This is a genomic window from Candidatus Kryptoniota bacterium (assembly GCA_036567965.1).
GTDB lineage: Bacteria > Bacteroidota > Ignavibacteria > Kryptoniales > JAKASW01 > JAKASW01.
The window spans coordinates 143320-167723 of record DATCTN010000017.1 but is presented as its reverse complement, the minus strand read 5'-3'; the positions used below and the strand labels follow the sequence as shown (position 1 = coordinate 167723).

The 24404-nt window shown below is 50.1% G+C and carries 25 protein-coding genes; 7 read left to right on the top strand and 18 right to left on the bottom strand.

Translation table 11 applies throughout. The features are described from left to right. Positions 1 to 35: 35 nt before the first annotated feature. The 9 genes from VIS48_07115 to gap all read right to left on the bottom strand — a co-directional run bounded on the left by VIS48_07115 (position 36) and on the right by gap (position 7769). Complete coding sequence (locus tag VIS48_07115) at positions 36 to 1115, bottom strand: type II CAAX endopeptidase family protein (GenBank protein HEY9165917.1); 1080 nt, start codon at positions 1113 to 1115, stop codon at positions 36 to 38. A 143-nt stretch (positions 1116 to 1258) separates the two neighbouring features. Continuing rightward, positions 1259 to 1603 carry a hypothetical protein gene (locus tag VIS48_07110; GenBank protein ID HEY9165916.1) on the bottom strand — a complete coding sequence of 115 codons (345 nt, stop codon included), beginning with the start codon at positions 1601 to 1603 and terminating at the stop codon, positions 1259 to 1261. Position 1604: 1 nt separating this feature from the next. Beyond that, on the bottom strand, positions 1605 to 1943 hold the full coding sequence (locus tag VIS48_07105; protein ID HEY9165915.1) for an HIT domain-containing protein: 339 nt from the start codon (positions 1941 to 1943) through the stop codon (positions 1605 to 1607). A 2-nt stretch (positions 1944 to 1945) separates the two neighbouring features. Continuing rightward, positions 1946 to 3070 carry a flavodoxin-dependent (E)-4-hydroxy-3-methylbut-2-enyl-diphosphate synthase gene (ispG, locus tag VIS48_07100; GenBank protein ID HEY9165914.1) on the bottom strand — a complete coding sequence of 375 codons (1125 nt, stop codon included), beginning with the start codon at positions 3068 to 3070 and terminating at the stop codon, positions 1946 to 1948. A 22-nt stretch (positions 3071 to 3092) separates the two neighbouring features. Next, positions 3093 to 4010, bottom strand: a complete 918-nt coding sequence (locus VIS48_07095) for a rhomboid family intramembrane serine protease (protein ID HEY9165913.1) — start codon at positions 4008 to 4010, stop codon at positions 3093 to 3095. A gap of 51 nt (positions 4011 to 4061) precedes the next feature. Next, complete coding sequence (locus VIS48_07090) at positions 4062 to 5270, bottom strand: phosphoglycerate kinase (GenBank protein ID HEY9165912.1); 1209 nt, start codon at positions 5268 to 5270, stop codon at positions 4062 to 4064. Positions 5271 to 5275: 5 nt separating this feature from the next. Further along, positions 5276 to 6016 carry a hypothetical protein gene (locus VIS48_07085; protein HEY9165911.1) on the bottom strand — a complete coding sequence of 247 codons (741 nt, stop codon included), beginning with the start codon at positions 6014 to 6016 and terminating at the stop codon, positions 5276 to 5278. Then, complete coding sequence (locus VIS48_07080) at positions 6013 to 6684, bottom strand: hypothetical protein (GenBank protein ID HEY9165910.1); 672 nt, start codon at positions 6682 to 6684, stop codon at positions 6013 to 6015. The genes VIS48_07085 and VIS48_07080 overlap by 4 nt, the downstream gene beginning before the upstream one ends. 74 nt (positions 6685 to 6758) lie before the next feature. Continuing rightward, positions 6759 to 7769: a type I glyceraldehyde-3-phosphate dehydrogenase gene (gene gap, locus VIS48_07075; protein ID HEY9165909.1), complete on the bottom strand. Its 1011-nt coding sequence runs from the start codon at positions 7767 to 7769 to the stop codon at positions 6759 to 6761. A 318-nt stretch (positions 7770 to 8087) separates the two neighbouring features. On the opposite strand from gap, the gene VIS48_07070 reads away from it, so the two are divergent. The 4 genes from VIS48_07070 to VIS48_07055 all read left to right on the top strand — a co-directional run bounded on the left by VIS48_07070 (position 8088) and on the right by VIS48_07055 (position 9919). Further along, positions 8088 to 8384 carry a hypothetical protein gene (locus VIS48_07070; protein ID HEY9165908.1) on the top strand — a complete coding sequence of 99 codons (297 nt, stop codon included), beginning with the start codon at positions 8088 to 8090 and terminating at the stop codon, positions 8382 to 8384. A 36-nt stretch (positions 8385 to 8420) separates the two neighbouring features. Further along, positions 8421 to 8774 (top strand): iron-sulfur cluster insertion protein ErpA, encoded by a 354-nt coding sequence (gene erpA / locus VIS48_07065; GenBank protein ID HEY9165907.1) that lies wholly within the window; start codon positions 8421 to 8423, stop codon positions 8772 to 8774. Positions 8775 to 8886: 112 nt separating this feature from the next. Further along, positions 8887 to 9474: a Fe-Mn family superoxide dismutase gene (locus VIS48_07060; GenBank protein HEY9165906.1), complete on the top strand. Its 588-nt coding sequence runs from the start codon at positions 8887 to 8889 to the stop codon at positions 9472 to 9474. A 28-nt stretch (positions 9475 to 9502) separates the two neighbouring features. Beyond that, on the top strand, positions 9503 to 9919 hold the full coding sequence (locus VIS48_07055; GenBank protein ID HEY9165905.1) for a hypothetical protein: 417 nt from the start codon (positions 9503 to 9505) through the stop codon (positions 9917 to 9919). 121 nt (positions 9920 to 10040) lie between these two features. On the opposite strand, the gene ppc is transcribed toward VIS48_07055, so the two are convergent. The 8 genes from ppc to VIS48_07015 all read right to left on the bottom strand — a co-directional run bounded on the left by ppc (position 10041) and on the right by VIS48_07015 (position 18956). Further along, positions 10041 to 12830 (bottom strand): phosphoenolpyruvate carboxylase, encoded by a 2790-nt coding sequence (ppc, locus tag VIS48_07050; protein HEY9165904.1) that lies wholly within the window; start codon positions 12828 to 12830, stop codon positions 10041 to 10043. A gap of 94 nt (positions 12831 to 12924) precedes the next feature. Then, positions 12925 to 13647 carry an RsmE family RNA methyltransferase gene (locus tag VIS48_07045; GenBank protein HEY9165903.1) on the bottom strand — a complete coding sequence of 241 codons (723 nt, stop codon included), beginning with the start codon at positions 13645 to 13647 and terminating at the stop codon, positions 12925 to 12927. Positions 13648 to 13855: 208 nt separating this feature from the next. Next, positions 13856 to 14953 carry a response regulator gene (locus tag VIS48_07040; GenBank protein HEY9165902.1) on the bottom strand — a complete coding sequence of 366 codons (1098 nt, stop codon included), beginning with the start codon at positions 14951 to 14953 and terminating at the stop codon, positions 13856 to 13858. Positions 14954 to 14968: 15 nt separating this feature from the next. Continuing rightward, complete coding sequence (gene secG / locus VIS48_07035; GenBank protein ID HEY9165901.1) at positions 14969 to 15310, bottom strand: preprotein translocase subunit SecG; 342 nt, start codon at positions 15308 to 15310, stop codon at positions 14969 to 14971. Positions 15311 to 15399: 89 nt separating this feature from the next. After that, a complete protein-coding gene (locus VIS48_07030; GenBank protein HEY9165900.1) occupies positions 15400 to 16155 on the bottom strand; it encodes a queuosine precursor transporter in 756 nt (251 codons plus the stop codon). Beyond that, on the bottom strand, positions 16152 to 16550 hold the full coding sequence (gene queF / locus VIS48_07025; protein HEY9165899.1) for a preQ(1) synthase: 399 nt from the start codon (positions 16548 to 16550) through the stop codon (positions 16152 to 16154). Before queF ends, VIS48_07030 begins: the two co-directional genes overlap by 4 nt. Positions 16551 to 16747: 197 nt before the next feature. Continuing rightward, positions 16748 to 17200 (bottom strand): YhcH/YjgK/YiaL family protein, encoded by a 453-nt coding sequence (locus VIS48_07020; protein HEY9165898.1) that lies wholly within the window; start codon positions 17198 to 17200, stop codon positions 16748 to 16750. A gap of 121 nt (positions 17201 to 17321) precedes the next feature. Next, on the bottom strand, positions 17322 to 18956 hold the full coding sequence (locus tag VIS48_07015; GenBank protein ID HEY9165897.1) for an NAD(P)/FAD-dependent oxidoreductase: 1635 nt from the start codon (positions 18954 to 18956) through the stop codon (positions 17322 to 17324). Between the two features lie 414 nt (positions 18957 to 19370). On the opposite strand from VIS48_07015, the gene VIS48_07010 reads away from it, so the two are divergent. Next, positions 19371 to 20303 carry a DUF72 domain-containing protein gene (locus VIS48_07010; protein ID HEY9165896.1) on the top strand — a complete coding sequence of 311 codons (933 nt, stop codon included), beginning with the start codon at positions 19371 to 19373 and terminating at the stop codon, positions 20301 to 20303. Between the two features lie 81 nt (positions 20304 to 20384). Here VIS48_07010 and VIS48_07005 read toward each other — a convergent pair whose 3' ends face one another. Further along, the gene (locus VIS48_07005; protein ID HEY9165895.1) at positions 20385 to 22928 is read right to left on the bottom strand and encodes a methyl-accepting chemotaxis protein; all 2544 of its coding nucleotides are present in this window, start codon (positions 22926 to 22928) and stop codon (positions 20385 to 20387) included. Between the two features lie 292 nt (positions 22929 to 23220). Here VIS48_07005 and VIS48_07000 point away from each other — a divergent pair, with 292 nt between their 5' ends. Both VIS48_07000 and VIS48_06995 read left to right on the top strand, forming a co-directional pair. Then, positions 23221 to 23703: an arsinothricin resistance N-acetyltransferase ArsN1 family B gene (locus VIS48_07000; protein HEY9165894.1), complete on the top strand. Its 483-nt coding sequence runs from the start codon at positions 23221 to 23223 to the stop codon at positions 23701 to 23703. A gap of 132 nt (positions 23704 to 23835) precedes the next feature. Continuing rightward, the gene (locus tag VIS48_06995) at positions 23836 to 24375 is read left to right on the top strand and encodes a PPC domain-containing DNA-binding protein (protein HEY9165893.1); all 540 of its coding nucleotides are present in this window, start codon (positions 23836 to 23838) and stop codon (positions 24373 to 24375) included. The last annotated feature ends 29 nt before the right edge of the window (positions 24376 to 24404 follow it).

Genomic DNA, 24404 nt, shown 5'->3' with positions numbered 1-24404 from the left:
GCTATCACCGTTCTAATCGAGGTCCGATGAAGTCGTTACTTCGCCGCAACTCTCTCTTTTAATGCGACATAATCGTAAGCAGGTTTAATCCGTTTATCGAGAATGAAAAAGACTGTGGCGGCGATCAGCACTACGGTTGTGCCGACACCAGCTTCTGGTCCATATCGCCCACCTGTAAACCAATCGGGACCGAAGTCAGTGGGAACGAATATCGTCCTGTTCGTCAGGAGACCGCTGACAGGCAGCGAAAGGAAAAAGCTCTGCACTAAATTCCATGCGAAGTGGGCACCGAATGGGAAATAAAGAGTCCGTGTTTTCAAATACGCGACGCTCAGCCAGACGCCCGCCAGAATTGTGTTCGCGGTCGAGAACACGGTGGCTTCCGGATTTCCCGAATGGAGGAGCCCGAATATCACGCTCATAAAGATTATCGCGCCGACATTTCCCATCCCTTCGATCAATGCCTGGAATGGGTATCCTCTGAACAACAGCTCCTCACCGAGGGCGAAAAATCCGAAGAAGAGAAAGCTGAGACCGAAATTTCTCACGAGGAGGATGATGCTCAAATTGGATCGGAGACTCAGCTTCACTGCCCCAAAAGCAATCTCAAATCCGCCCACGAGGCAAATCATGACCGTTCCGATCAGGAAGCCCAATCCGATCTCGCGGAATATCGCACCATGATACGGGAATCCTACAGACACAAACCGGCGGCTGTCGATATACTTTATCATAACGACGGTCGAGACGAGAACGGCAATGTAAAAAAGGAAAAGGATCGATGGTTCCGGGACAACACGCGACAATCTTGCGAGCGATACGAGCAGAGAGTTAACGACAAGTGAAATCACAAGAAAAATAATTACCCGCCATCCACTTCGAAGATGGCGGTCAGGATTAAGAAGAAGATTATTCCCCGGTGCCAGCTCGTCGGGTAATTTCTTCATGAGGAGGAGCGCGCTAATCGCGAAAATTCCAAAAATAATCCCGAGTAAAAACCAGTTGCCCTGGTCTCTCTGCTTTGTCCGCGCGATCACAGCGGATACCAAAGCGGAAATTATGCTATAAGAAACCGCGATATACCAGAACCATTGTGAAAAATCAGATTGGTGCATAATTAATTCCGCTTTTGATTGTCGATCTCGCTGAGGTGTTGAATTAACCGGCTCCTTGCGCTCGCGATCCGGAATTGCACGTCTTCAACCAAGGAAATTGGGTTACACGCAACGACTTCGAGCATCGGGATTAAAGGGCGAATTCAGATTTTCCTGTCTTTACCGGGCGAACCGCGAGACGATTCTCCGGAACCGCCGCGCCCTGACTGTGTCTTGGGTGATACTTCGCTGACGCCAGCCCCGCGCCCTTCTTTCGCTGAGAGTATTCTTCTGGCCTCCTTCAAGATCTCCTCCTGCCGGCGGTCATCTTCCCGATCGTTACGGTACTCGCGGTAAACGGCAACACTCCCGATAAACCAGATCGCAAGAGGAAGAGCAGTGAGGATTATTTTTGCTTCGAGGGGTATCTCGCTCCTGAAGAGGACATAAAATGCTATCGCCATGAAGACTGCTGGCGAAAACCAGGCGAGAATTATGATTCGGTTCATCTTATCCCGGGGGCCATTTCATCTGCCGGCCTCCGATAAGGTGCAGGTGGATGTGGTCCACCGTCTGGCCTCCCTCTGCGCGGCAATTCCAGACCAGTCTGAATCCACGGCCGGAAATATTCACTTTTTTCGCGACGATGACGGCTGTGGAAATCATTTTTGAGATCAACTCTGAGTCGCCATCAACATCGACTAAAGACGGTATATGCTTTTTGGGTATGACAAGAATGTGGACGGGTGCAACAGGATGCGCGTCGCGGATAGCGACAACTTCATTGTCTTTGATTACGAAATCGGCGGGCGATTTCCCTTCTGCAATATCACAGAAGACACATCTCATTTTCAGTCTTCAGGTTGAAACTTCCCGACTTCTTCGACCACGGCGTCGACAATCTCTTCTTCTTTCACGCGGCGGACGACTTCGCCTTTTCTATAGAGGATTCCGACTCCCTTGCCGCAAGCTACACCGATATCTGCCTCGCTCGCTTCACCGGGCCCGTTCACGACGCATCCGAGTAGCGCGATCTTAACAGGCTTCTTCATCCCGGACAGCCGGTCTTCAAGCTGTTTCGTAATCGAAAAAAGATCAACATCCAAGCGGCCGCAGGTCGGACAGGCGATCAACTCTATATTCCTGGTCGCCAATCCGAGAGAACGCAGGATTTCTTTTCCCACTTCAACTTCTCTTACGGGATCGTCAGTTAATGAAACTCTTATTGTGTCGCCAATCCCTTCGGCGAGCAGTGTCCCGATCCCGACCGATGATTTTATGGTCCCGACTCGCGTTGGTCCCGCTTCCGTCACGCCGAGGTGTAGCGGGTAATCGGTCCTCTGTGCGATTAAGCGGTACGCTTCGATCATCAATCTCACATCCGTCGACTTCACGGAAATGATCACGTCATGAAAATCATTTTCCTCGCAAATTCCAGCATGCCTCATCGCGCTCTCGTAAAGAGCTTCCGCAGTAGGATATCCGTGTTTCTCAAGAATATCCTTTTCGAGTGAACCCGAGTTCACACCGATCCTGATCGGTACTTTTCGTTCCTTGGCAAGATTCAGCACCTGGCGGATCCTGTCGACACTGCCGATGTTCCCCGGGTTGAGACGGACTTTCGCGACTCCGCCTTCCAGCGCCCTGAGCGCAAATACATGATTGAAATGGATGTCCGCGACGACAGGGATAGGCGACTGTTTCACGATCTCGCCGATCGCTTCGGCTGCCTCTTTGTCGTTAACAGTAACACGTACGATGTCGCATCCAGCCTCGGCAGATTCGACAATCTGTTTCACCGTCGCGTCGATGTCGGAAGTTTTTGTCTTCGTCATCGTCTGGACAGAGATCGGAGCACCTCCTCCGACCGGTACGTTTCCAATATGAACACGCCTCGACTTGCGGAGGGGAAACTTCTGTTGAACCTCGTAGACTTCGTGTGATTTATCTGAAATGACAGGCAGATCTATCATCATATCCTCTTCCCTCTATGGTGCTTCAATTTAGTTTCTTGCTCGCCTTAAACAAAATATTCTTTTCCTCTTCCGAAAGCGAGTCGTAACCAGACGCGCTGATCTTGTCGAGTATCTCGTCCAGTCTGGATTGATCCACATCCTTATCAGGTTTGCGTCGCTGGCCCACATCCCGGTACCTGACATCTGAAATTACCGTTTTGTCGCCGTAAGTCTTCCCCTGCCTCTTGAAGCTGTTTCCGAGATTCCTACCCGATCGCTTCAGGAAATCGGAGAGCCTGTCGAACGCCGGAATCGATCTGCGATAAACCAGAAGATAGATGAATCCGACAAGGGCCCCTCCCAGGTGAGCAAAGTGAGCAATACCGCCCTGCGCACCGGTTACCCCGGTCCACAATTCTATCGCGATGAAAATCGAAACAAAATATTTTGCTTTTATCGGGAAGAGGAAATAGACAAAGACCGGTGCGTCGGGAAAGAGCATGCCAAACGCGAGGAGTACCCCGTATATCGCTCCTGAAGCTCCGATTGTGGGCTCGGGCGTAGTGAACAACGGCGTGATCACCAGGTTCGAAATACCTGCACCGACACCGCAAAGAAAATAGTACGTAAGAAATCTCTTTGTGCCCCATATATTTTCAAGCTCGACGCCGAAAAACCACAAGGCGAGCATGTTGAAGAAAATGTGGAAGAAACCGCCGTGGAGGAACATATAAGTGACGAGCTGCCATACAAGAAACCCATTGCCCAGCGGGTACAGCGCGAAAACTCTGAAGAAGAAATCATAGAGGACAAAGTCACCAATCCGAAATCCGAGTTCCAGGAAAAGTTGAAACAGGAATATGACGACATTCGACACGAGGAGGAACTTCATCCCTTTCGGGAAAAATCTGAAACTGGACGGAGGCGTGTAATAGCCCGAATAATTCGTGTTATAACTCATATTTCCTTCACGTTAGTAAACAATATCGCGTCTCCATCCGTTTCAAACCAATTACTTATTGTCAAGTGCCGCGACTCCCGGAAGAATTTTTCCTTCGAGGAATTCGAGTGACGCTCCGCCGCCCGTGGAAACGTGAGAGACCTTGCTCTCGAGACCGAACTTCGCGATCGCAGCTGCGGAATCTCCACCTCCGACTATTGTTGATGCGCCTTTCCTGGTCGCTTCGGCCATCGCTTCCGCTACCGCTCTAGTCCCGGCCTCGAAGTTCGACATCTCGAATACTCCCATCGGGCCGTTCCAGACCACGGTCTTCGCTTTCACAATTTCGGCCCTGAATGTCTCGATGCTCTTCGGTCCGATGTCCATTCCGAACCAACCTTGTGGAATCGAGTCGACGCTGACCGTTTTCTTCGCTGCGCCGTTCTCGAACTTCTCGGCAACGACACAGTCGGTCGGGAATAAAAGCTTCGCGCCGCCTGATTTCGTCTTGGCGATCAGTTCCTTTGCAAGATCGACCTTGTCTGCTTCGAGAATCGAATTGCCGATCTCTTTCCCCATAGCTTTGTAAAATGTGAACATCATTCCGCCGCCGATGATAAGGGAGTCCACTTTTGAAAGGAGGTTGTTAATGACGTCTATCTTCCCGGATATCTTCGCTCCGCCGATGATCGCGACATACGGCCGTCCGGGATTTCCAACCGCCTGGGAGAGATAACGTAGCTCCTTCTCCATCAAATATCCGGCGACTGCGGGCTTCAGGAATTTAGTTATTCCTTCCGTGGAAGCGTGAGCGCGATGGGCACTTCCAAAGGCGTCGTTCACGTAAATGTCGCCGAGTGACGCAAGTTCTTTGGAGAAATTCTCGTCGTTTGCCTCTTCTTCGGCATGAAACCGCAGATTTTCAAGAAGCACAACATCTCCCGGTCTGGCGGACGATACCACTTTCTTCGTCTCCGGTCCTACGCAATCAGGAGCCATCGTGACCTTCATGGATAGAAGCTCACCGAGTTTCTTCGCAACCGGAGCAAGCGAGAATTCAGGTTTCGGTTTTCCTTTCGGCCGTCCGAGATGGCTCATCAGGATAGCAATTCCGCCGTCCTTGAGGATTTTCTTGATCGTCGGAAGTGATTCCACGATACGCTTGTCATCCGTAATGTTTTTGTTTTCGTCGAGCGGCACATTGAAATCCACTCTGACAAGAACTTTTTTGCCCTTCACGTTCACATCGTCGATAGTCTTTTTGTTAAATGTCGTATTCATTTTCTTCACTCCAGGTTGAAGTCTGTTTGTTCAATTACGATTTTTATTGTCCCGATTTTCAGAAACAGAAATTTCGGCATCGTCTGGATTTCGCTCCTGACAAGTACCGGTATTCCCCCCTGCAATTCCGCAAAGTCGCTGAACGACCTTACTTCTGCGATCCCGCGTGTCCCGCTGACTGAAAAATCGTGATACGTTCTGACCGGAAACAGCGTGGCAGCGTCTATCCAGATAATTCCCTCACCTTCCGCGCTAAGCGAGTCTCCTTCAGCATCGAGCTCGAAATGGATCTCGTAGCATCTCTTCCCGGCCATCATGGAAGTGTCCGATACGATTTCTGCGGTGAATGTTTTCTTTTCATTTGCCCGGGCGAGATATCGTTCCCAGGGGTAAGCTGATTCAAATGTGCGGAAGGCAGGTTTGTCCAGTCTGCGCTCAGACTCGCGCGCGAGGAATTTTGTAAATGACGAATCTTTGTCATCGCTCTTCTCGATGAGTTCGTTCCTCGAGTCCATCCCGTCGGTAACGGTGATCCTGTAGACGGCTGAACCACTGGAGTGCCTTCCTATGACACTCGAAGCGAGGTTCATTGAGGTCTTCAACGTACCGTTCAGGTTCCAGGATTTCTTGTCGCTTTTTTGCGTGAGAACTTCCGACCGTGCGATTATGTCATTCGCCGGAAGAGATTGGGCAACTCCCTCAAAACTGATTGAAAGTCCCGTAAGGAGAGCGAGAAGAGTTTTCACAGCTGTCTCAGATCGCCGTTCTTGATTGTGATCAACGCGATCTGACCTTTGAGGAAGAGAAATCTCGCGTAGACATGCATGACAATATTTTCCGGAAAGTAGACGCCGAGCTTGCTGTCGTACGAGACGTCCACGATATCGCGGAACTCAACTCCGAGCGGGAGTCCGGTGAGTTTTTCCTCGATGTGCTGAGGGGCGTAAGTGTACGCATTGACCGACGCATAAACGGTACTGAGCGGATCATCGGAATCGGACGACTTCGAAAAGCTGAAGTTGAGCCCGTAACACTCGTTGCAAACGGGTTTGTCGAGCTCACACGACGATAGGACCTTGTCGCCTTTGGAGAAATACTGGGACAGCAGAAACATCTTGTCGAATGCCTCATAGCCGCCGTTGAATCTGTCGCCGTTGGCCACGTCGCTTGACACCAGTTCCCTTTCGAAGGCTCCGTGTCTTATCGTAACCTTGAACACGAAAGTGTTTTTGTCGCCGCTCCTCGATTCGAAAATCATATTCTGTGTAAACTGGAGATCCCTGCCGGTAAGAACGCTGTCGTTCTCCGCGGCGCGCGATATGCATTTATCGAAGACTTCGCGTGCAGTATACGTTTTGCCGCCGGAATTGATGTGGGGAGCGAGGAAAAGCGACGCAACCAGAATGAAGTTCAATCTGCCCTTTCCCGATGGATGCTTGAGAAATGATGCATCCGTCCCGGGAATAACCCGGGACGGGATACATTAGATTAGTTGAGTTTCGATCCGACTTTCTTGACGAGGTCGACTACGCGATTGGAATAGCCCCACTCGTTGTCGTACCAGGAAATGACCTTGACCATGTTGTCTATTACCATCGTGCTGAGTGCATCCACGATTGACGATCTCGGGTCTCCCCTGTAGTCGATCGAGACAAGTGGCTCTTCGCTGTAGCCGAGGATTCCCTTCAGTGGTCCGTCGGCCGCTGCCTTGAGGGCTTTGTTGACGTCATCCTTAGTCGTCGGCTTTTCAGTTTCGACGACCACGTCCACGACGCTGACGTTCGGGGTCGGCACTCGCATGGAGAAGCCGTCAAGTTTGCCTTTGAGGTCCGGCATGACTAGACCGATCGCCTTTGCTGCTCCGGTTGAAGTGGGAATCATTGAAAGCGCCGCCGCGCGTGCCCGGCGTAGATCGGAGTGCGGCATATCGAGGATTCGCTGATCATTCGTGTATGAATGTATCGTGGTCATCAGACCCTTCTTGATACCAAACGAATCGCGCAGAACCTTTATGACGGGAGCGAGACAGTTCGTCGTGCAGCTCGCATTTGAAATGACATTGTGTTTCTGAGCGTCGTACAATTGATCGTTCACCCCGAGGACAATGGTGATGTCGAATACCTTTGCCGGCGCAGTAATGATGACTTTCTTCGCCCCGTTGGCAAGATGTGTCTTAGCTTCGTCACCGGCAGTGAATTGCTTCAGCCCGGTCGACTCGACGACCACATCGACGCCGAGATCCTTCCAGTGAAGGTTATGATGATCTTTTTCGGAAAAAACCTTAAAGCTCTTTCCGTCGACTGAAATTTCATTTTCTTTTGCTGCCACATTTCCCGCAAATATCCCGAGTATCGAGTCGTACTTCAAAAGATGTGCAAGTGTCTTCGCATCAGTGATGTCATTTACCGCGACAACATTGATGTCTTTGCTCTTGTAAGCAGCCCTGAAAAAGTTTCTTCCAATTCGTCCGAAACCATTAATACCGACATTAATTGCCATGTAAATCCTCCAGATTTTTCAATAGAATTTAGCCAGCTACGGCGTAATATTCAATCTGCGCCCGATTCATGAGAACTGGAGTTCAGGAAGACAGGTTTCGATCCGGATGATCAACTCAGGTATCGTGTTACAAAATCAGATAGAATGCTAATAGAAATCTAACCTGAGATCCTCAGGCTAGTGTCGAGAGTACTTTTTCAATTCCATCCCTCGCTGAACACTCAAGTGTGTTTACTGCTGTACCCCTATGGAAGTTGCGGGCATTGAATTGCTGCAGTTTCGGTTCTATATTTTTAAACACAACAGAGGTCATTCCCGATGCGTGAAATTGAATTTGTCCGCTCAACCAAGAAGCAGTACCTTGAGTATCTCAGGTCAAAATTCCCGATATTCCATCTTTCCAACGTTTTTTACCGCGATCTCCGGTACGGGCTGAAGTATTACCTTAAAGAAAACGGATTTTCGATTTCGGATGCGGAACTTGAAAACACACTGAATGCGTTAGTATTTGAAATGGTAAAAGATTCAATTCTGAAGCCGGTTTCATCGGGTGTATGGACGGTTAATTATCCGGAATTCAAGACAAAGACGAGCGGGAAACCGGTATCATCATAATGGATTTGTCTACATATAAATCATCAGGAGGAAAAAATGGCTGAGGTCGAAACAGCCCAGTTCGAAATAAACATTTCAGATAGAGCGGCACAGGAAATAAAGAAAGTGATGGCAGAGAACAATGTACCCGACACTTTCGGATTGAGAATGGGAGTGAAAGGCGGAGGGTGCAGCGGATTCTCATACGTCCTCGGCTTCGACGAGAAGGCAGCCGAGACAGACAAGGTCATCGACACTAAAGGAGTCAGAGTGTTCGTGGATGAGAGAAGCCTTCCCTACCTGTCCGGAATCAATCTCGACTACCAGGACGGGTTGAGCGGAAAAGGATTTACATTTGAAAACCCGAACGCGACAAGGACCTGCGGCTGCGGCCATTCGTTCAGTGCATAGTCTTCGTTCCGTGCGGACATCGGTGAGCACACGCGAGAAAGGGAAAAGAGCGCGCAATTTCTTTTTCGTTAGATGTCAACGGTCCAATATTTAAAAGAGAAAGGAAAAGAGAATGGCATACCAGGCCAAGAGTTACAATCACCTGATCGGGATGGAAGGATTCTCGAAACAGCTTCTCGAAAACCACTTCACCCTGTATAATGGTTACGTGACAAACACGAATAAGCTTGCGGACATACTTTCGCAAATGTTGAAGGACGGAAAGACCGGAACGCCGGAGTACGCGGAGTTGAAGAGAAGGTTCGGCTGGGAATTCAACGGGATGAGGCTTCACGAGTTTTATTTCGACAACCTTGGAGGGAAGGAGCCCATAGCCGGTAAATCGGCTCTCAATGCCGCGCTCGAAAAACAATATGGAAGTTATGCAAACTGGGAAACCGATTTCAAGGCGGCCGGGAGCATGAGAGGAATCGGCTGGACTCTTCTTTATCTGGACACGACAAACGGCGCGCTCTACAACGACTGGATTAACGAGCACGACATGGGACATCTCGCCGGCTGCACGCCGATCGTTGTGCTTGATGTATTTGAACACGCTTTCATGATCGATTACGGATTGAAACGGGCCGATTACATCGCAGCGTTCATGAAGAACATAAACTGGAAAGAAGCGGCGGCCCGCTACGATAAGGCGCACTAATAGGAATCAAACCAAACCGGAGGAAACGATGAGATATATAAAAGTGGCAATGTTCGTCTTTGCGGCAGTGCTCGCGACCGCCACACTGAGCAGAGCGCAGGACATGAAGGACATGAAAGACATGCACATGTCGAAGGACAAGACTGCCAAGACAACTATCCAGGGCGAGGTCATTGACATGGCATGCTACATGACCAAAGGCGAAAAAGGCGCGGCTCATGCCGATTGCGCTCAGATGTGTATAAACAACGGCTTGCCAGTAGGTGTCCTCGATGCCAAAGGTCACGTGTACCTCTGCATGACGTCGACTCACAAGCCCGCCAATTCCCTTCTCGTGCAATACGCGGCGAAGCAGGTGAAGATCACCGGAACAGTCTACCAAAAAGGCGGAATGGATCTTCTTGCGGTAGACACAGTAGAGCCGGTTGGAGGCGATACGAAGTAAGCGAAAGGAATCCTATTTTAAGAAGAGGCGGCTTATCGGCCGCCTTTTTTATTGGGCGAACAAATTACATGGTGAGAGGGACAGGGAGTAATCTCAAGGAGATTTGCGATTGGGAAATTATCTATCCGGTGTTCCGCATCCCTGCGGCAATCCCGTTGACTGTTGATCTGAGGAGGTCCAGAATTGACTGCTGACTTTCGCCGTCAGTTCCCTTTTCACGGAATTTTTCGAGAAACCTGATCTGCACCAGACTGATCGGGTCTATATACGGATTTCTCAACCTCAACGAGCGCTGAAGAGATGCGTTGGAGTCCAGCAGGTTGGTCTCGCCGGTCACTTTCAACACTGCCTCGGTGGTTTTCGCAAATTCCTTTTCGATAGATTCAAAGATCTTCTCCGCATTTTTCTTTCTACTGCAAAGGCGCAGATACTCTCTCGCGATCGTCATGTCCGCTTTCACGAGGACCATCTCGACGTTATCGGTGAGGGCTTTGAAAAATTCCCACTCTTTGTACATCTTCCGGAGATTCTCCCATGAAACGATCTTACGGCGCACGGCTTCTTCCAGCGCACTCCCGTATCCGTACCAGCCGGAGATCAGCTGCCTGTTTTGGGTCCAGGAGAAAACCCAGGGTATAGACCGGAGATTTTTGAGATCAGAACCCTGGCTTCGCGAGGGTGGCCGCGAGCCGATCTCGATCCTTTCGATCACGTCGATCGGGCTCACGCGCCGGAAATATTCTAGAAATGAGGGCTGAGCAACGAGCCTTCGATAGTGCTCCATGGCAATGTCGGAAATCTTGCCGAACTCCCTAAGGTACCTGTCACTGTAGTTTTTTTCGCCGGATTTATATCGTGCCGTCGACATCATGACCGCCGAAGTCATAAGCTCGACATTCCTAATCGCGAGTTCCGGCATCGAGTATTTCATGAAGATCATTTCGCCCTGCTCGGTGATCTTTATTTTGCCTTCGATTGTCCCGGTAGGTTGAGAAAGTATTGCCTGGTTCAAGGGGCCGCCTCCGCGAGACACGCTTCCTCCGCGCCCGTGGAAAAGGATCAGCTTCACACCATATTTATCACAGATTTTCTTGAGATTTATCTGCGTTTTGATCAGCTCGAAACTTGACGTGACAATCCCGCCGTCCTTGTTGCTATCTGAATACCCGAGCATAATTTTCTGAGTCGATGCGCGCAGCTTCAAGTGCTGGGAGTATGCTTGGTTTCTAAAAAGCTCCTCGAGAACGAGATGAGCCCGTCTCAAGTCTTCAATGGTCTCGAAGAGAGGAAGGATGTCGACTCTCGTGCTGGTGATCGCCCCATCTTTGACCTTCACGAGACCAGCCTCTTTCGCGAAAAGGAGAGAGGTCAGCACATTGCTCGCCACAGAGCTCATGCTAATGATATAATCCTCCGATGCCTCCTCTCCTGCCTCTTCTTTACCGAACCTCATCGCTTCAAATTCCGATAAGACTTCGTCTGTAACATGGTGATGAACCATATCGGAGTTCACCAGCGGTCTGACCTTGAGCAGCTCCGCCGTCAACAGGCGAGTCTTGGCATCCTCACTCCGCTTTCCGAAATCACCATCGACTTCCGCAGACCTGAGAAGTTCTGTCACGGCTGTCAGGAGCACCGACGCATCCTGGCGAACATCGAGAGAGGCGAGGTGAAATCCGAACGTCTTCACCTTATAGATAAACGGAAGGATCTGCGCCTCCGCGATCACTTCGCCTTTATTCTCGACAAGGCTATCGTACATCATTTGTAAATCGCGAAGCAGCTCGTCCGCTGATTCATATCCGGACTTCTTTCCTTCTAACGCGTTCTTCAGTTTGTTGTAGATCAGGAACACCTTCACCCTGTAGATTTCCGATTGATCCTTCAGGTCGCTCTCTTTAACCTGCGCGGAGAGTTCCTCGATGTCGGCCTTTACGGAGTCCGACAGCTCGCGGGAAGCGCCTACGAGCCTGGTTGAAGTGCTCATGGTATCGTACAGCGCGTCTGTGTCTTTGCTATACAACGAGAGTATTTGCCTCTTATGAAGAAGGAAAGTGTTTCTCGTAACTTCAGCCGTGACAAAAGGATGGCCGTCACGGTCGCCGCCGATCCACGATCCGAATTTGAAAACCACCGGCGCTGCCAGCTTCGAGCCGAACACGCTTTCAATCGTCCTATTCAGGCGGTCGTAGAAGACGGGGATCGAATCATATATGACCTCCCTGAAGAAGAACAATCCGCGCCGAATTTCATCGTTCACTGTGACTTTGTTCTGCCTGATTTCATTCGTCTGCCACAAAGTCGTGATCTCAGTGTGGAGTTGTCTCCTCAGGTCGGCGAGCTCGTCAGGCGTGAGCGCCACCGTTTCGCGGCGTAGAAGCAGCGTGCTTATGTTGAGGATTTTCTTCAGTATGGTCTGGCGAGTCGCTTCAGTCGGATGTGCCGTGAACACGGGCACTACATTCATATCGGTCAACAGCTGTTTCACGAAATCGAAGGAGTGCCCTTCCCGTGACAGGTTAGTTATCGCTTCATCCATGGAGCCCCGTTGAGCCGTACCGTCGGTCAACGCATGGGCGCGCTGTCGCCGTATCTTGTGCACTTCGTCAGCCGTATTGCTAAGGAGAAAATAGAACAGAAAGGCGCGAACTATCTTGCTTGCCTTCTCAATGTCCAGCGAGTTGATGAGAGAGTCGATCTCGAGTTTAGTCTCGAGCGAATGCTTTGACCGGAGCGACTTGGTAAGGGCCCGAAGTTCCTCTTCAAGGTCGAAGAACTCTTTCCCCTCCTGCTCAATCAGTACTTTTCCGAGGATCGCGCCCAGTTCCCTTATGTCCCGATGAAGAGGCGCGTCTTTCGCCGCGTCATCGACACCCCCGACGGCTCGTTTAGTTTCCTCTGATGTTTTCAAATATGTTTGTCTCAATTCTTCCTGCATTTCCGCCATCGGGTCAATCAATAATTTTAGAATAGATTTATACTGACTCTGAAGTCATTACTAACGATCACGAACCGGACAAGAGCGATGCGATCTTTATGGCCGCCGTCTCTGATCTCAAACGGGATTTTCCCAATGAAAGTTCTGCATATCCATTTTCCTTGAAGAAGGCTATTTCTTCATCTGTGAACCCGCCCTCGGGCCCGATTAGCGCGACAACGGATGTTTGATTTGCCAACTGTCTTATGAAAGGTTCGGCAGGATCGCGTGATTTTTCATGGAGGACCACTCTTACGTTATACTCCCTGTCCCGTGCGACTAACTGTTCCATGTCATCGATCTTGACAATCGTAGGTATTCGGCTCTGTAGCGATTGTTTCATCGCCGATCTTGCTATTGCATCGAGTCGGGAGAGTCTCGGTCTGACCTTCTCGCTTCTCTTCGAAGGGAATAGCAGGAATCCGGCAGCTCCGATCTCGGTACATTTCTCTACAGCCGACTCAATCTTGGAGACGGGTTTTAGCATAGAAAGACCGATCCAGAATTTTCTCGCGGGCGAGTTCAGGTCCTGATACTCCTCTTCAATTTCACAAAGAGTATTCTCCCTGTTTATCTTCCGGATCGTACAGAGACAAGTGGTCCCATTTCCATCGGTCGCCAGGACGTGGTTGCCCGGCTTAACCCGCAGGACTCGTGATAAATGAAAATGCTCTTCGCCTTCGAGCACGATCGTCCCTTTTCCGGGTGGACCTGGAGAGCGATTTTCTATTCGATAGATGAACTCTTCCATCAGCTTGCGTTCAGAGGTCCTTGAGGGAACTTCTCCCCTGCTTCACCTGGAATGGCAGGGTGGCTTCGAAGACTGGCGCGACACATATGGATCGATCTCAGCACGCCGGCTTTTGACAATTTCGATTTGGATTTCGCTGAAGCCGTCACGAGAGTCTTCAGCGTAGAGACCAAGCACGCAACTAAGACGGCGGTCGTCTCGGTCATGATCAGAGTATGGGGATCTTGATTACCGCCTTTGTCCCTGCGCCATCTGAGGAGGACAATTCCAGCTCACAGTGATTGATTTCGGCGAGACCTTTGGCAATATAGAGGCCGAGTCCCGCGCCCTGCTGCTGCTGCTTTTCTTTATTCACCTGGTAAAATTTATTGAAAGCCTTGGGCAACTCCGTCTGCGGAATCCCACACCCGGTGTCAAAGACCTCGACCGTAGCAAGATCCTGTTCGCGCAAAGCACGGACCGAGACCTTGCCGGTTTGCGTGAACTTCACGGCGTTGGAGAGGAGCCTCCCGATCATATCGCGGACGAGCGTGCACGAAGCTGTCACGTACAGTTCGTTCGGGAGTTCCATTTCAAACCCGAGCTTCTTTGCTGCTGCCTCCGGCGCATATTCATTCTTGAGCGACACGAGGGTGTCTCGCAGGTTAAATGTCTTCTTGTCCGAGTCGTAAAACATTCGCGTATGTCCAGAATCTATTTGTATGGTCTCCAGAAAGTCGTCCATAAGATTCTTGAGCCGGTCGCCGCCATGGTGGATCAGGTTCGCGAATTCCTTGAGCTCACTTGTTGTAATCTGGGATGCGTCGCTTCCGATGATTTCCGAGAAACCAATTATATACGTCAACGGCGTATTGAGCTCGTGCGAAAGAGTTGAGAGAATCTGTTCCCTCAAAGTATCGAACTCGTTCTCCATTGCGCTTCGAAGCGATGCGGCGCGCTTGAGCTTGCCGCGTACGGTTGTGACAAGCTCATCGATATCAATCGGCTTTGTCAAATAATCGTCGGCCCCGAGCTCCTTTCCGACACGTACGTGATCACGGTCTGCCAGTGCGCTGAGGAAAATGAACGGGACCGTCCTAAGATCTCCCATCGCCTGTACCCGTTCGTAGAATTCGAACCCGCCCATCTGGGGCATATATATATCGCTTATAATGAGATCGGGTTTATTCGATTCGAGGAGTTCCAGCGCTTCCACGGCGTTCTTTGCAGCAAGAGTGCGGTATCCTTCGTTCTCAAGGATCGTGCAAAACAATTCGAGGTTTGCTTGCTCGTCATCGACGAGCAAAATGAGAGCAGACTTAGGCATCTCTTTAGGTTCGCTCTACTTCTGCGGCTGGGACTGATCCGGCATCTGCGGAACCTGCTGGGTCGGAAGGTTCTGCGAGCCCTGCTGTTGAAGCATGCTCTTCTGCTGGTTCGAGACTTTGTTCGGAAGGAAAAACAAGTTTATCAGAAACGCGAGCCCGATGAAAACAGATGCGAGGATTGTCGTCATTCGGGAAAGTATGTCCGCGGTCTTCCTGACGCCGAACATGTTTCCGAAACCCGCGCTAGCGCCGCCGAATGTACCTGCAAGGCCTCCTCCTTTACTGGACTGCATAAGCACCACTACCATCAGGAGAATGGCCACCATAAGATCAACAACTACAAGGAAAGTGTACAAACGTTCACCTCAGTTTTGCATAAAATTTATCGTTTGCGTGGAAAAAATGCAACGGCCAGTCGCTCACGAGCACAATCCGAAACGGCTTGTCATCCCTTTCCGGGACGATTAGCCATTAAATCTTCGGACGATCGACCGCGGGGTTCCCTGCTCCAGACAAGCGGGTTGAAGTTCGTATCCCGATCATAATAATCAGAGTTTTCGTTTCTTTTCAGAAAATTCACAATCCCATAAGTCAGCGGTGTGGCTGCGGCCTCGTAAAATGATTTTACGAGCCACTGGGACACAATGAGGTCCAATACTGCTCCCGCCGGCACTATTCCTGCAAATGCGAGCGAGACGAATAATGCGGAGTCGGCGAACTGGCCTACAAGCGTAGATCCTATCGTGCGAGTCCAGAGGTACCTGCCGCGAGTCGCGATCTTCATTTTCGCTAGGACAATGGAATTGAGAAATTCGCCGAAGAGGTACGCTACGAATGAGGCGGCGAGTAGCCGGGGAGTGAATCCGAAAATGGCAGAGTAAGCTTTCTGAGAAGATTCGGATGAACCGAGGACGTTCCATATTGGAGCGGCGGGCAGATATATGGAAATGCATATTGCGACGACCGCGAGAAGATTACAGCCGAAGCCGATCCAGATGACTTGTCTCGCCCGCGAGTAACCATACACTTCGGTAAGCACATCCCCGAAGATGTAAGAGACTGGAAATAGAATGACGCCTGCGGGAAGGAAGACGGGGCCGACGGAAAAGAGCTTGACCGCAATGATGTTCGAAATGACAAGAGTAGTCACAAACACCGCGGCGATTGCGGGAAGCCAGCGCTCTGTTCCCGTCCTATTCATCGCTTGCCGTGTTCCGCCACAACGCTGATCGCGATTCCGCCACGGACCGCGAAGTCGGCAGTCAGTTTGCACCAACGCGGTGAAAGCGCGTCGACGAGGTCATCCAGTATGACGTTCGCGAGATGCTCGTTAAAGACACCCTCGTTACGGAACGACCAGAAATAAAGCTTGAGCGACTTTGATTCTACTATCTTCCTGTCGGGAATGTATTCGATCTTTATCTTCGCAAAGTCGGGCTGCCCTGTCGCGGGACAGACGCACGTAAACTCGTCCGTCGTCAGGGTGACCACATAATCCCGGGTGGGATGGTGATTGGGAAATGTCTCCAGTTTCCTCTCAGGAACTCCCTTCTTTCCGAGCAACGTCAGATCCGCAAGGTCGGTCGGTTTAGTCATTCCCGCGATCCGTGTGTTACCCTTTTGTTTCTTTTCCGCCATATTGATCCTATTCTTTTCGATAAAAGTATCCACCGTCGAGGACGGCACTCGAAATTTAAGACCGTTCCCAGATAGAAGCCAGATTAGATAGAGTAAAACGCGTGGGTGCTCGGAGAAGGAGACGTGGTGAGGGGCTTTTGATAAGGTGGATTAATTCAAGGGACTCGTACCTTCACCACAACCTTGACGACTTCCCTTGGAGAATCGAGAGCAATTCCCGGCATGTGGCATTCACCTGGATGGAACACCGCAAATGTTCCTTCCTTGAGCATCAAGAAATCTCCGTCACCTTTCAAAGTGACGATGTCTTTTTCTTCGTTATATTCTTCCGCGATGGTAAGTCTTTCCGCCGGTGCCGACCCGATCTTTTCTATACCGCTCGCCACATAGTGCACGTCCGTAAATTTGCGATGTGATTCCCAGAGACTTTTGCCGCGCGGTTTACTCGAATACCGACCCACGACGGCATATATGTCCTTCCCTCGAATTTCATAGTTCCCATCCTGAACTTTAGAGAAATCAGTTCTCCTCAAATATTCGAGAGCGGTCCTCAGGTCCTCATTGATGCAAAAGTATCTCTCACAGCATTTCAGACTATCCATAATCATATCGGTTCTCCTTTTCTCCGGTTCGGCATTTGACAAAACCTCAGGATCATCCTCTCAACGAAGCACGCAGGAGCCGGCAGATCGGAACGCCCGGCTCCTTCTCACGAGGGTGATAACGCTGTCACCAGCCTTTTACAATTTGAGAAAAGCATTCGAGGCCGCTGGAGATTACACTTCCATATCCATGGCCGGGACGAGTCCAGGCACCCGCGAGAAAGAGATTTTTGATTGGTGTGTCGTGCGGCAGCCTGTTGTTCCCGGAGTTATCTACCGTCTGGTCCCACCCATAAATTGCTCCGCGATAATTCCTCGTATAGCGCACATTCGTCAGCGGCGTTCCGATTTCTTTCACCTCGATCGCGGCAGATAAACCGGGAAGCAATGTCTTTTCTGCCTTCTCAATCAGGATGTCAGCAATTCTCTCTTTTTCTTTCCGGTACTCAGTTTTATTACCGTTGAAATAATCCGATTCGTACGGTTTCCAGTGCTCGTATCCCTCGATTGTCAGGATGTTCAGAGTATTTTTCCCCTCAGGTGAATAGCCTTTGTAAATGTTGTCATAAAGAGAAACCGCGAAACCGGGATTATCCATGTTGCAGTTGACAGCCGACAGATAATCTCCTTCGATGTCGTACGATGGGTTGAAGAATATTTCCGAATCTTTCACGCCCGACCTACCGACAACATCATCTTTGAGTCCGAGAAAGATTTGAAAGCTCGAGAGACTGACGCTATACTTATCGAGTTTCTCCAAATATTCTTTGAGATACACCTCTTCATTCATCATTTTTCTGAACGTTTCATACGGGCTTGCATTTGAGACAACAACCTTTGACATGAATTTCTCGCCGGTCTGAGCCGTAACTCCGCATGCCGCATGATCCTTCAGGACGATATTCTCGATGCGCGTACTCAGCATTACCTTTCCGCCGTGAGCATCGATGTAACGAGCGAGAGCGTCGCTGATTTTCTGAGACCTTCCAATCGGATAATAGCCGCCCTGTGTCAAATAACCGATCGCAGGGAGAGCGTAGTAAAAACTCACGAGCTTCGACGGGGGGAGTCCATAATATCCCCATTGCGCGGACACAATCGCTTTCAGTTTTTCATCTTTCAACCTCGCGTCGACCATATTCTTCCAGGTCTTATTGTAGAACGCGAAGAGGTACGGAAAATCGGTCGGGAATCTACTCATGTCGATTTGGCCGTGCGCATTAGAAAGCTTCACGATATCGTTAGTCAAACCCTCCATGTCTTTGAACAATTCCCTGATCCCGTCTTTTTCCTGCGGGTAATAATTCTGGAGCATCTTGATATAGGCTTCGATGTCTTTTTGCGGGACTCTGATATCGTGTTCCGGGAAGATCACCCTGTACAGATTAGGATGCTGGACGAATTCCACATCAGTGATTTCTGGAAATCCCGAAATGAGATTGTACACTCCATTTCTTTCACCGACGCTCGTCGAATGTAGAGAAACGTCGAATGTAAATCCGCCAGGGCGCTGGAATGTTGTCGCGTAGCCGCCTGGACGATCATGCTGTTCAACAACGAGCACTTTATATCCCTGTCTCGCGAATGCGGCGCCACAGCTGAGTCCCCCGAGTCCTGACCCGATGATTATCGCGTCATACTCGTCTTCCTTCAGGAATGCTCCCGTGGCCCTGGGGAGAGAACTCCAATCGAGCGCCATGAGGGACGCGCCCCCGATAACATATTTCAGGAAATCTCTGCGATCGACTTTGCCACTTCCCACTTCACACCTCCTGTTCCCGGTTGATTCAAAAACATACCGCTGACGAAAATCAAATCACGACTCTACTGAGTTTAATAATTTGCAGATCATCTTGCAAATTTGCCGAGCCGGGTAGTGAAGATTAGAAACTGCTTTAGGCAGTTAACAGCGATGCATTCGTGAAGGCTTACAGAAGATTCATTGGTCCTCCAAGAGAAGAATCGGGCGACCTCGAAATGACAAATAAGAAATGAACCTTCATTCCGGGGAGCTGTTCCAGTACCGCCCCGGTGACGACGAGGAATCTTTTAGAGTACTCATCAACCAGTCTTTTCTTGTGTACTATAGAACTCTAATCCACTTTTCTGGCGACCGGATACGTAACATCGGTTCACCTTTTGATTTTATGTCACGGGATTTCTATAATTGACTGCGATGAAGAAAGAAGATCATTCCGTTTTTGAACTCTCGAAAAAGACTTTGAACCGACTGCGGATCGGCACATGCAGCTGGAATTACCCTGAATGGGAAGAAATTGGAATATATTCTCAACAGCAGAAGAGGCACTACGAATATCTGCCCGAATATTCCCAACACTTCAACACAGCCGAAGTAGACCAATGGTTTTGGAGTCTCGACTCACCGGATTCCGTCAGGCTTCCGAGAAAGGACGACGTGGAAGCATATAACGATCTGACGCCGGACGATTTCAAGTTCACTGTCAAGGCGCCGAACGCGGTCACGCTCACTCATTTCTACAAACAGGCCGACAAAAGATATGCGGAGAAACCCAACCCGCATTTCCTCAGCGAAAAAGTGATGGATGCTTTTCTAAAGGCGCTAAGTCCGCTGAAGAAGAAAATCGGGGTGATAATGTTCGAGTTCGAATACCTGAATCGAGAGAAGATGCCATCCATGTCGGCATTCTTCGACCATGTGGGACCTTTCCTCGACAAATTGCCGGATCAATTCAATTACGGCATCGAGACAAGGAATCCGAATTATCTAAAGAATGAATATTTCGAATTTCTAAAATCACATCACACGGGACACGTGTTCGCGGACGGGTACTACATGCCTCCGGTTGCGGCGGTGTTCGAGGAGCATGGCAAGTCGTCGCTCCCGACCAAAACCGTGGTGATCAGACTTCTGGGTGCCGATCGTCAGGGCATCGAGAAAAAGACAAGGAAGAGATGGACGAGGATAGTCGATCCAAGGGATAAGACACTCAAAGAGATTTCAGAATTTGTCGCGAGATTGATACCGGAGAAGTTCGATGTGTACGCCAACTTCAACAATCATCTTGAAGGCTCAGCTCCGCTCTCGATCTCGAAATTCGTCAGCTGGATGAAGAAGTTGGATTTTTAATTCGCATCCAGCAGGAAGTCCCGCCTTAAGAGAAAAACTGTTCCTGCCCGACCAAATCGAAGATTTATTTCTCCATGCCCGCTAGTTCTTGCGGGTGCCGTCCGATTCGGTTTTGAACTGGGCAGTAGTGGCCTGGAGCTCATCGGCCATATGGGCGAGTCCGGAAGCGACCCTTCCCACTTCCTCGGCTTCGTGCGTCGCCCGGTCGGTTTTCTCCGAAATATCGTTTATAGTCGAAGCGTTCTGCTCCGTTATGACTGCGACATTATTTATCATCGCAACCGTGTGGCTCACACTCGCGCTGAGCTCCTCAGTAGAACTCATGTTCTGATCGACAACCGCCGAGATCTTCTGAATCGATTCCAGCAGACGGGACATGATACGTGCTACCGAATTATTAGCGTCGGCCATCTCCGCTATTCGCTTATTCATGTTTTCGGATGAGTTCATCAATTTTCCAATTGCCTCGCCCGACTTATTCGCGAGGACCGTACCCTCGTTGACCTTATCTACTATAAGCTTGATCGATTTGCTGGCGTCCGAAATATCGCTCTGCACTTTGTTTATGAGTCCCGAGGTCTGTTTCGTCGCGGCTGCTGAGCGTTCTGCGAGTCCCCTGACTTCATCAGCAACTACCGCGAAGCCTCTGCCGTGCTCACCTGCTCGCGCAGCCTCGATGGCCGCGTTCAAGGCGAGGAGATTTGTCTGCTCGGCAATCTCTTCAATGTTCTCTATGATTTCCTCGATTTGCTCGGATTGTTTGGCCATGCTCTCGATCTTCGAGGCAAACTCACGGACGGTCTCGTCGATCCGTTTCATCTGCTCCAGGTTCTGCATTACAGTGTCCGCACCTTCCTTTGCGGTCTTGATGGCTTCGGAAGAAGCCGCGACCACGGCGTTGGCGCTCGTGTTGGCGGAATTTGCCGTCTGAGAGATTTCAAAAGCCGATGCTGCCACTTTCTCAACGGCTGCTTTCTGCTCATGAGAATCCCGCGCTATCGTCTCAATGGCAGCGGCGATTTGCTCCATGTTCGTGCTGGCAGTGTTCACGGACGACGCCTCATCGTTGAGGCTTGTCGCCATCTGTTTAATGACATTTGAATTGTAAACAGATGCTTCGACCGACTTGTGCGCGCTGTCTGCAAGGTCGTGACTCAGGTCGAGGAGGTTTCTCGCTCTATTAATGAGTGTCGTGAACATTCCACGCAGGCTGATCGGTTCGCTGTTGAATGTCGCGACAACGACACCTTTCTCAACTGCGCGGTTGATATATGGAACAAGATTCCTGTCGAAGATTCCCGTGCTGATCGCGTCGTAGTTTTGCTCGACGCACTTCTGGATCGTAGGACCGTAAAGCTCTGCGCTCACATTTATCACGCCATTGACGTGTGACCCCTTCGTGATTATCCAGTCGACCGTCCCGTTGAATTTCTTGAGCTCAGCGCCTGCAGCGTCGACACCTTTCTTGAAAGCTGTCCAGAACTTGTCGTCTTCCCGTCCGAGAATTGCGACTCTTACCAGGCGCTCAGACTTCTTCAACGGCTTCGGGCGTCTCGCGGCCGATACGGCGGATTCGATCACCCCCCGCCCCTCCTGCCAGAATTGAGAATAATTTTCTTTCGTCACAAGCTCCATGCTGGTGTATAGTCTCGACTGGCTCGGCTGCCACCCTGCGACGATATTGTTAAAAAGATGAATAACGGGATCGTGTCCTTGCGCGAATGCATCCTGAGACAAAGTTGCTGTTATGATTCCGTCCCTTATGCTCTCTATCGTGGAGTCGGCAAGATCGTGGCACACGATCCTGATCCTTCCTGCGTTACCGGTGTCCGCAACTGCCTTCGCCACTGCACTATCACCATACGTGACATAAATGCCGCTGAGATCAGGATATTTCCTGATAAGACTCTTCATGCGATCGTATGTGATATCAAAGTTCTTGTTAGTCTCCAATGTGTCGATGATAGCGATTGAAGGAAACTGCTCCCTGAGTATCGTTGTGAATCCTTTTCGCCTTAGCTCATGACCGATAATGTCAAGTTTCTCGACAAGTACCAGCACCCGTCCTCTTCCCTGAAGAGCTTTTCCCATCGCTTCGCCGCAGGCCCGTCCTTCCAAGTACGAGTCCGCGCCGACGTAAAACAATCTCTGGCATGGCTTGTCGGTCGCTGAATTGAATTCCTTGCTGGCTTCATCAAGACTATGAATAATTGCGTTCAGGCCTTGCACCATTGCGCCAATCCTGCCGTCGACGGACATCGCAATCTTATTGCTTTCAAGCTTGATCCCCAGTGTCAGATTTCCGCGCCCCATCTCGGTTAAGGCGCGTGAAAGCGATGCGAAGTCGTTCTCTGCCATCACTTTCACTTTACCTGAAAGTATGTCCATAGGCGCGTAGACGGTGAGTCTTTCGACGACGAGCATGAGAAAGACAGTGAGAATGCTCCCGACTAATCCTATTCCCGTGAGTGTCCTCGCATTCTGCAGCGCAACGGTACCCAACTGCCCACCTGAATTATTGAGCCGCAGGAAACCTGAAACTTCGAGGAACAGGAAAGCTAGAAGGATCACCACTCCTAACTGGAACGAATGCCTTATGATAAAACTTCTGATACGGCCAGTCATATTTCCATCCTCTGTTAGAGTAATAGCGACATTGCCGCGGACGATCGAAAAAACATCTGACGCGAAAACAGTCCCTTGGTCACTTTTTATGTCCCGACAGCTCGGTGGGCATCATCCCAATTTCACAACTTTATATCGGATAAAATCACCGATACTTTGGCCCGTCAGCTGCCTCGCCGTATTATAGCTCATGCCAGGAAAACATTCACTAACCCGCAGGGAGGATAACGGATCGATTATTTCTCAAATTCAAACGATTTTCTTTATCTTAAATTGATAAGCTGGAGGAACGATGATTAGAAATGTCGGGACGGCGGACGCGCCGGACATTTGCAGGATCTACAACAAATACGTGCTGGCATCTACGTTTACTTTTGAAGAGGATCCTGTCTCCGAGTCGGAGATGGAGAGCCGGATATCAGAGGTCACAAAAGAATACCCCTGGCTGGTTTTTGAAGCAGATAATAAGGTTGTTGGTTACACGTACGCAAGAAGATGGCGAGATCGAGCAGCATACAAGCACTCTGTCGAAACAGGTACTTACCTTGATGCCAACTATATGGGTAAAGGTATTGGGACTGAGCTGAAGAAAGCGATGATCGACGAATTAAAGAAGCGTTCCTTTCATTCCGTCATAGCAGGCATCGCGCTTCCGAACCCCGCGAGCATCGCGCTATCTGAAAAATTCGGATTCGCAAAAGTAGCTCACTTCAAGGAGGTTGGCTACAAAATGGGAAAATGGATCGATGTGGGATATTGGGAGCTGCTCCTGTGATCTTGTCCCGAAGATTCGGACGGGCTGTCCGGATCGGAGTCACCGCTAATTGTGCGAAATAATTCCGGTTGTCTGACATTCTTAAATGCTCTCATGCAGCCGTCTCAAGCGAACAAAGTCAGGAGGAATAAAATGAAATGCGCCATAATGATATTCGTGATATTTATTAGTATTGCTGGCGCTCAACAAACCAAGATCGAGGTGAGCACTCCGACGGCGCCCGGTGATTCGCTGCCGAACAGTGCCGCCGTTCCGGAAGTGTATGCCGTCGAAAATCATTTTCAGCGAGTTGAGGTGGTTCGCCTGAAATTCGGTTCCGACCTCCTCAAGGGACTGGAAAGGATAGTTGGAGAAGAGAAGATCGTGAACGGCGTGATCCTTTCCGGGATCGGCTCTGTAAGAAGCTATCATTTTCATTGCGTGAGCAACCGTGATTTCCCATCGAGAAATATATGTGTCGATAACCCGGCCTCATCTGCGGATATAGCGTGCATGAACGGGTATGTTATCGGCGGGCGAGTTCACGCGCATATCCTCTTCTCCGATTCCGACAAAGCATTCGGCGGGCATCTTGAACCCGGGACAAGCGTATTCACGTTCGCGATTGTCACGATCGGTGTGTTGAGCGACACCGTCGACTTGAGCCGACTCGACGATAAGACTTACAGGTGAAGCAATTCACGCCGGGTACGCGGTGGGTG

Coding starts and splice junctions, on each gene's coding strand:
- VIS48_07115 (HEY9165917.1), bottom strand. CDS start 1,115: ATGCACCAATCTGATTTTTCACAATGGTTCTGGTATATCGCGGTTTCT.
- VIS48_07110 (HEY9165916.1), bottom strand. CDS start 1,603: ATGAACCGAATCATAATTCTCGCCTGGTTTTCGCCAGCAGTCTTCATG.
- VIS48_07105 (HEY9165915.1), bottom strand. CDS start 1,943: ATGAGATGTGTCTTCTGTGATATTGCAGAAGGGAAATCGCCCGCCGAT.
- ispG (HEY9165914.1), bottom strand. CDS start 3,070: ATGATGATAGATCTGCCTGTCATTTCAGATAAATCACACGAAGTCTAC.
- VIS48_07095 (HEY9165913.1), bottom strand. CDS start 4,010: ATGAGTTATAACACGAATTATTCGGGCTATTACACGCCTCCGTCCAGT.
- VIS48_07090 (HEY9165912.1), bottom strand. CDS start 5,270: ATGAATACGACATTTAACAAAAAGACTATCGACGATGTGAACGTGAAG.
- gap (HEY9165909.1), bottom strand. CDS start 7,769: ATGGCAATTAATGTCGGTATTAATGGTTTCGGACGAATTGGAAGAAAC.
- VIS48_07070 (HEY9165908.1), top strand. CDS start 8,088: ATGCGTGAAATTGAATTTGTCCGCTCAACCAAGAAGCAGTACCTTGAG.
- erpA (HEY9165907.1), top strand. CDS start 8,421: ATGGCTGAGGTCGAAACAGCCCAGTTCGAAATAAACATTTCAGATAGA.
- VIS48_07060 (HEY9165906.1), top strand. CDS start 8,887: ATGGCATACCAGGCCAAGAGTTACAATCACCTGATCGGGATGGAAGGA.
- VIS48_07055 (HEY9165905.1), top strand. CDS start 9,503: ATGAGATATATAAAAGTGGCAATGTTCGTCTTTGCGGCAGTGCTCGCG.
- VIS48_07045 (HEY9165903.1), bottom strand. CDS start 13,647: ATGGAAGAGTTCATCTATCGAATAGAAAATCGCTCTCCAGGTCCACCC.
- VIS48_07040 (HEY9165902.1), bottom strand. CDS start 14,953: ATGCCTAAGTCTGCTCTCATTTTGCTCGTCGATGACGAGCAAGCAAAC.
- VIS48_07030 (HEY9165900.1), bottom strand. CDS start 16,155: ATGAATAGGACGGGAACAGAGCGCTGGCTTCCCGCAATCGCCGCGGTG.
- queF (HEY9165899.1), bottom strand. CDS start 16,550: ATGACTAAACCGACCGACCTTGCGGATCTGACGTTGCTCGGAAAGAAG.
- VIS48_07020 (HEY9165898.1), bottom strand. CDS start 17,200: ATGATTATGGATAGTCTGAAATGCTGTGAGAGATACTTTTGCATCAAT.
- VIS48_07010 (HEY9165896.1), top strand. CDS start 19,371: ATGAAGAAAGAAGATCATTCCGTTTTTGAACTCTCGAAAAAGACTTTG.
- VIS48_07005 (HEY9165895.1), bottom strand. CDS start 22,928: ATGACTGGCCGTATCAGAAGTTTTATCATAAGGCATTCGTTCCAGTTA.
- VIS48_07000 (HEY9165894.1), top strand. CDS start 23,221: ATGATTAGAAATGTCGGGACGGCGGACGCGCCGGACATTTGCAGGATC.
- VIS48_06995 (HEY9165893.1), top strand. CDS start 23,836: ATGAAATGCGCCATAATGATATTCGTGATATTTATTAGTATTGCTGGC.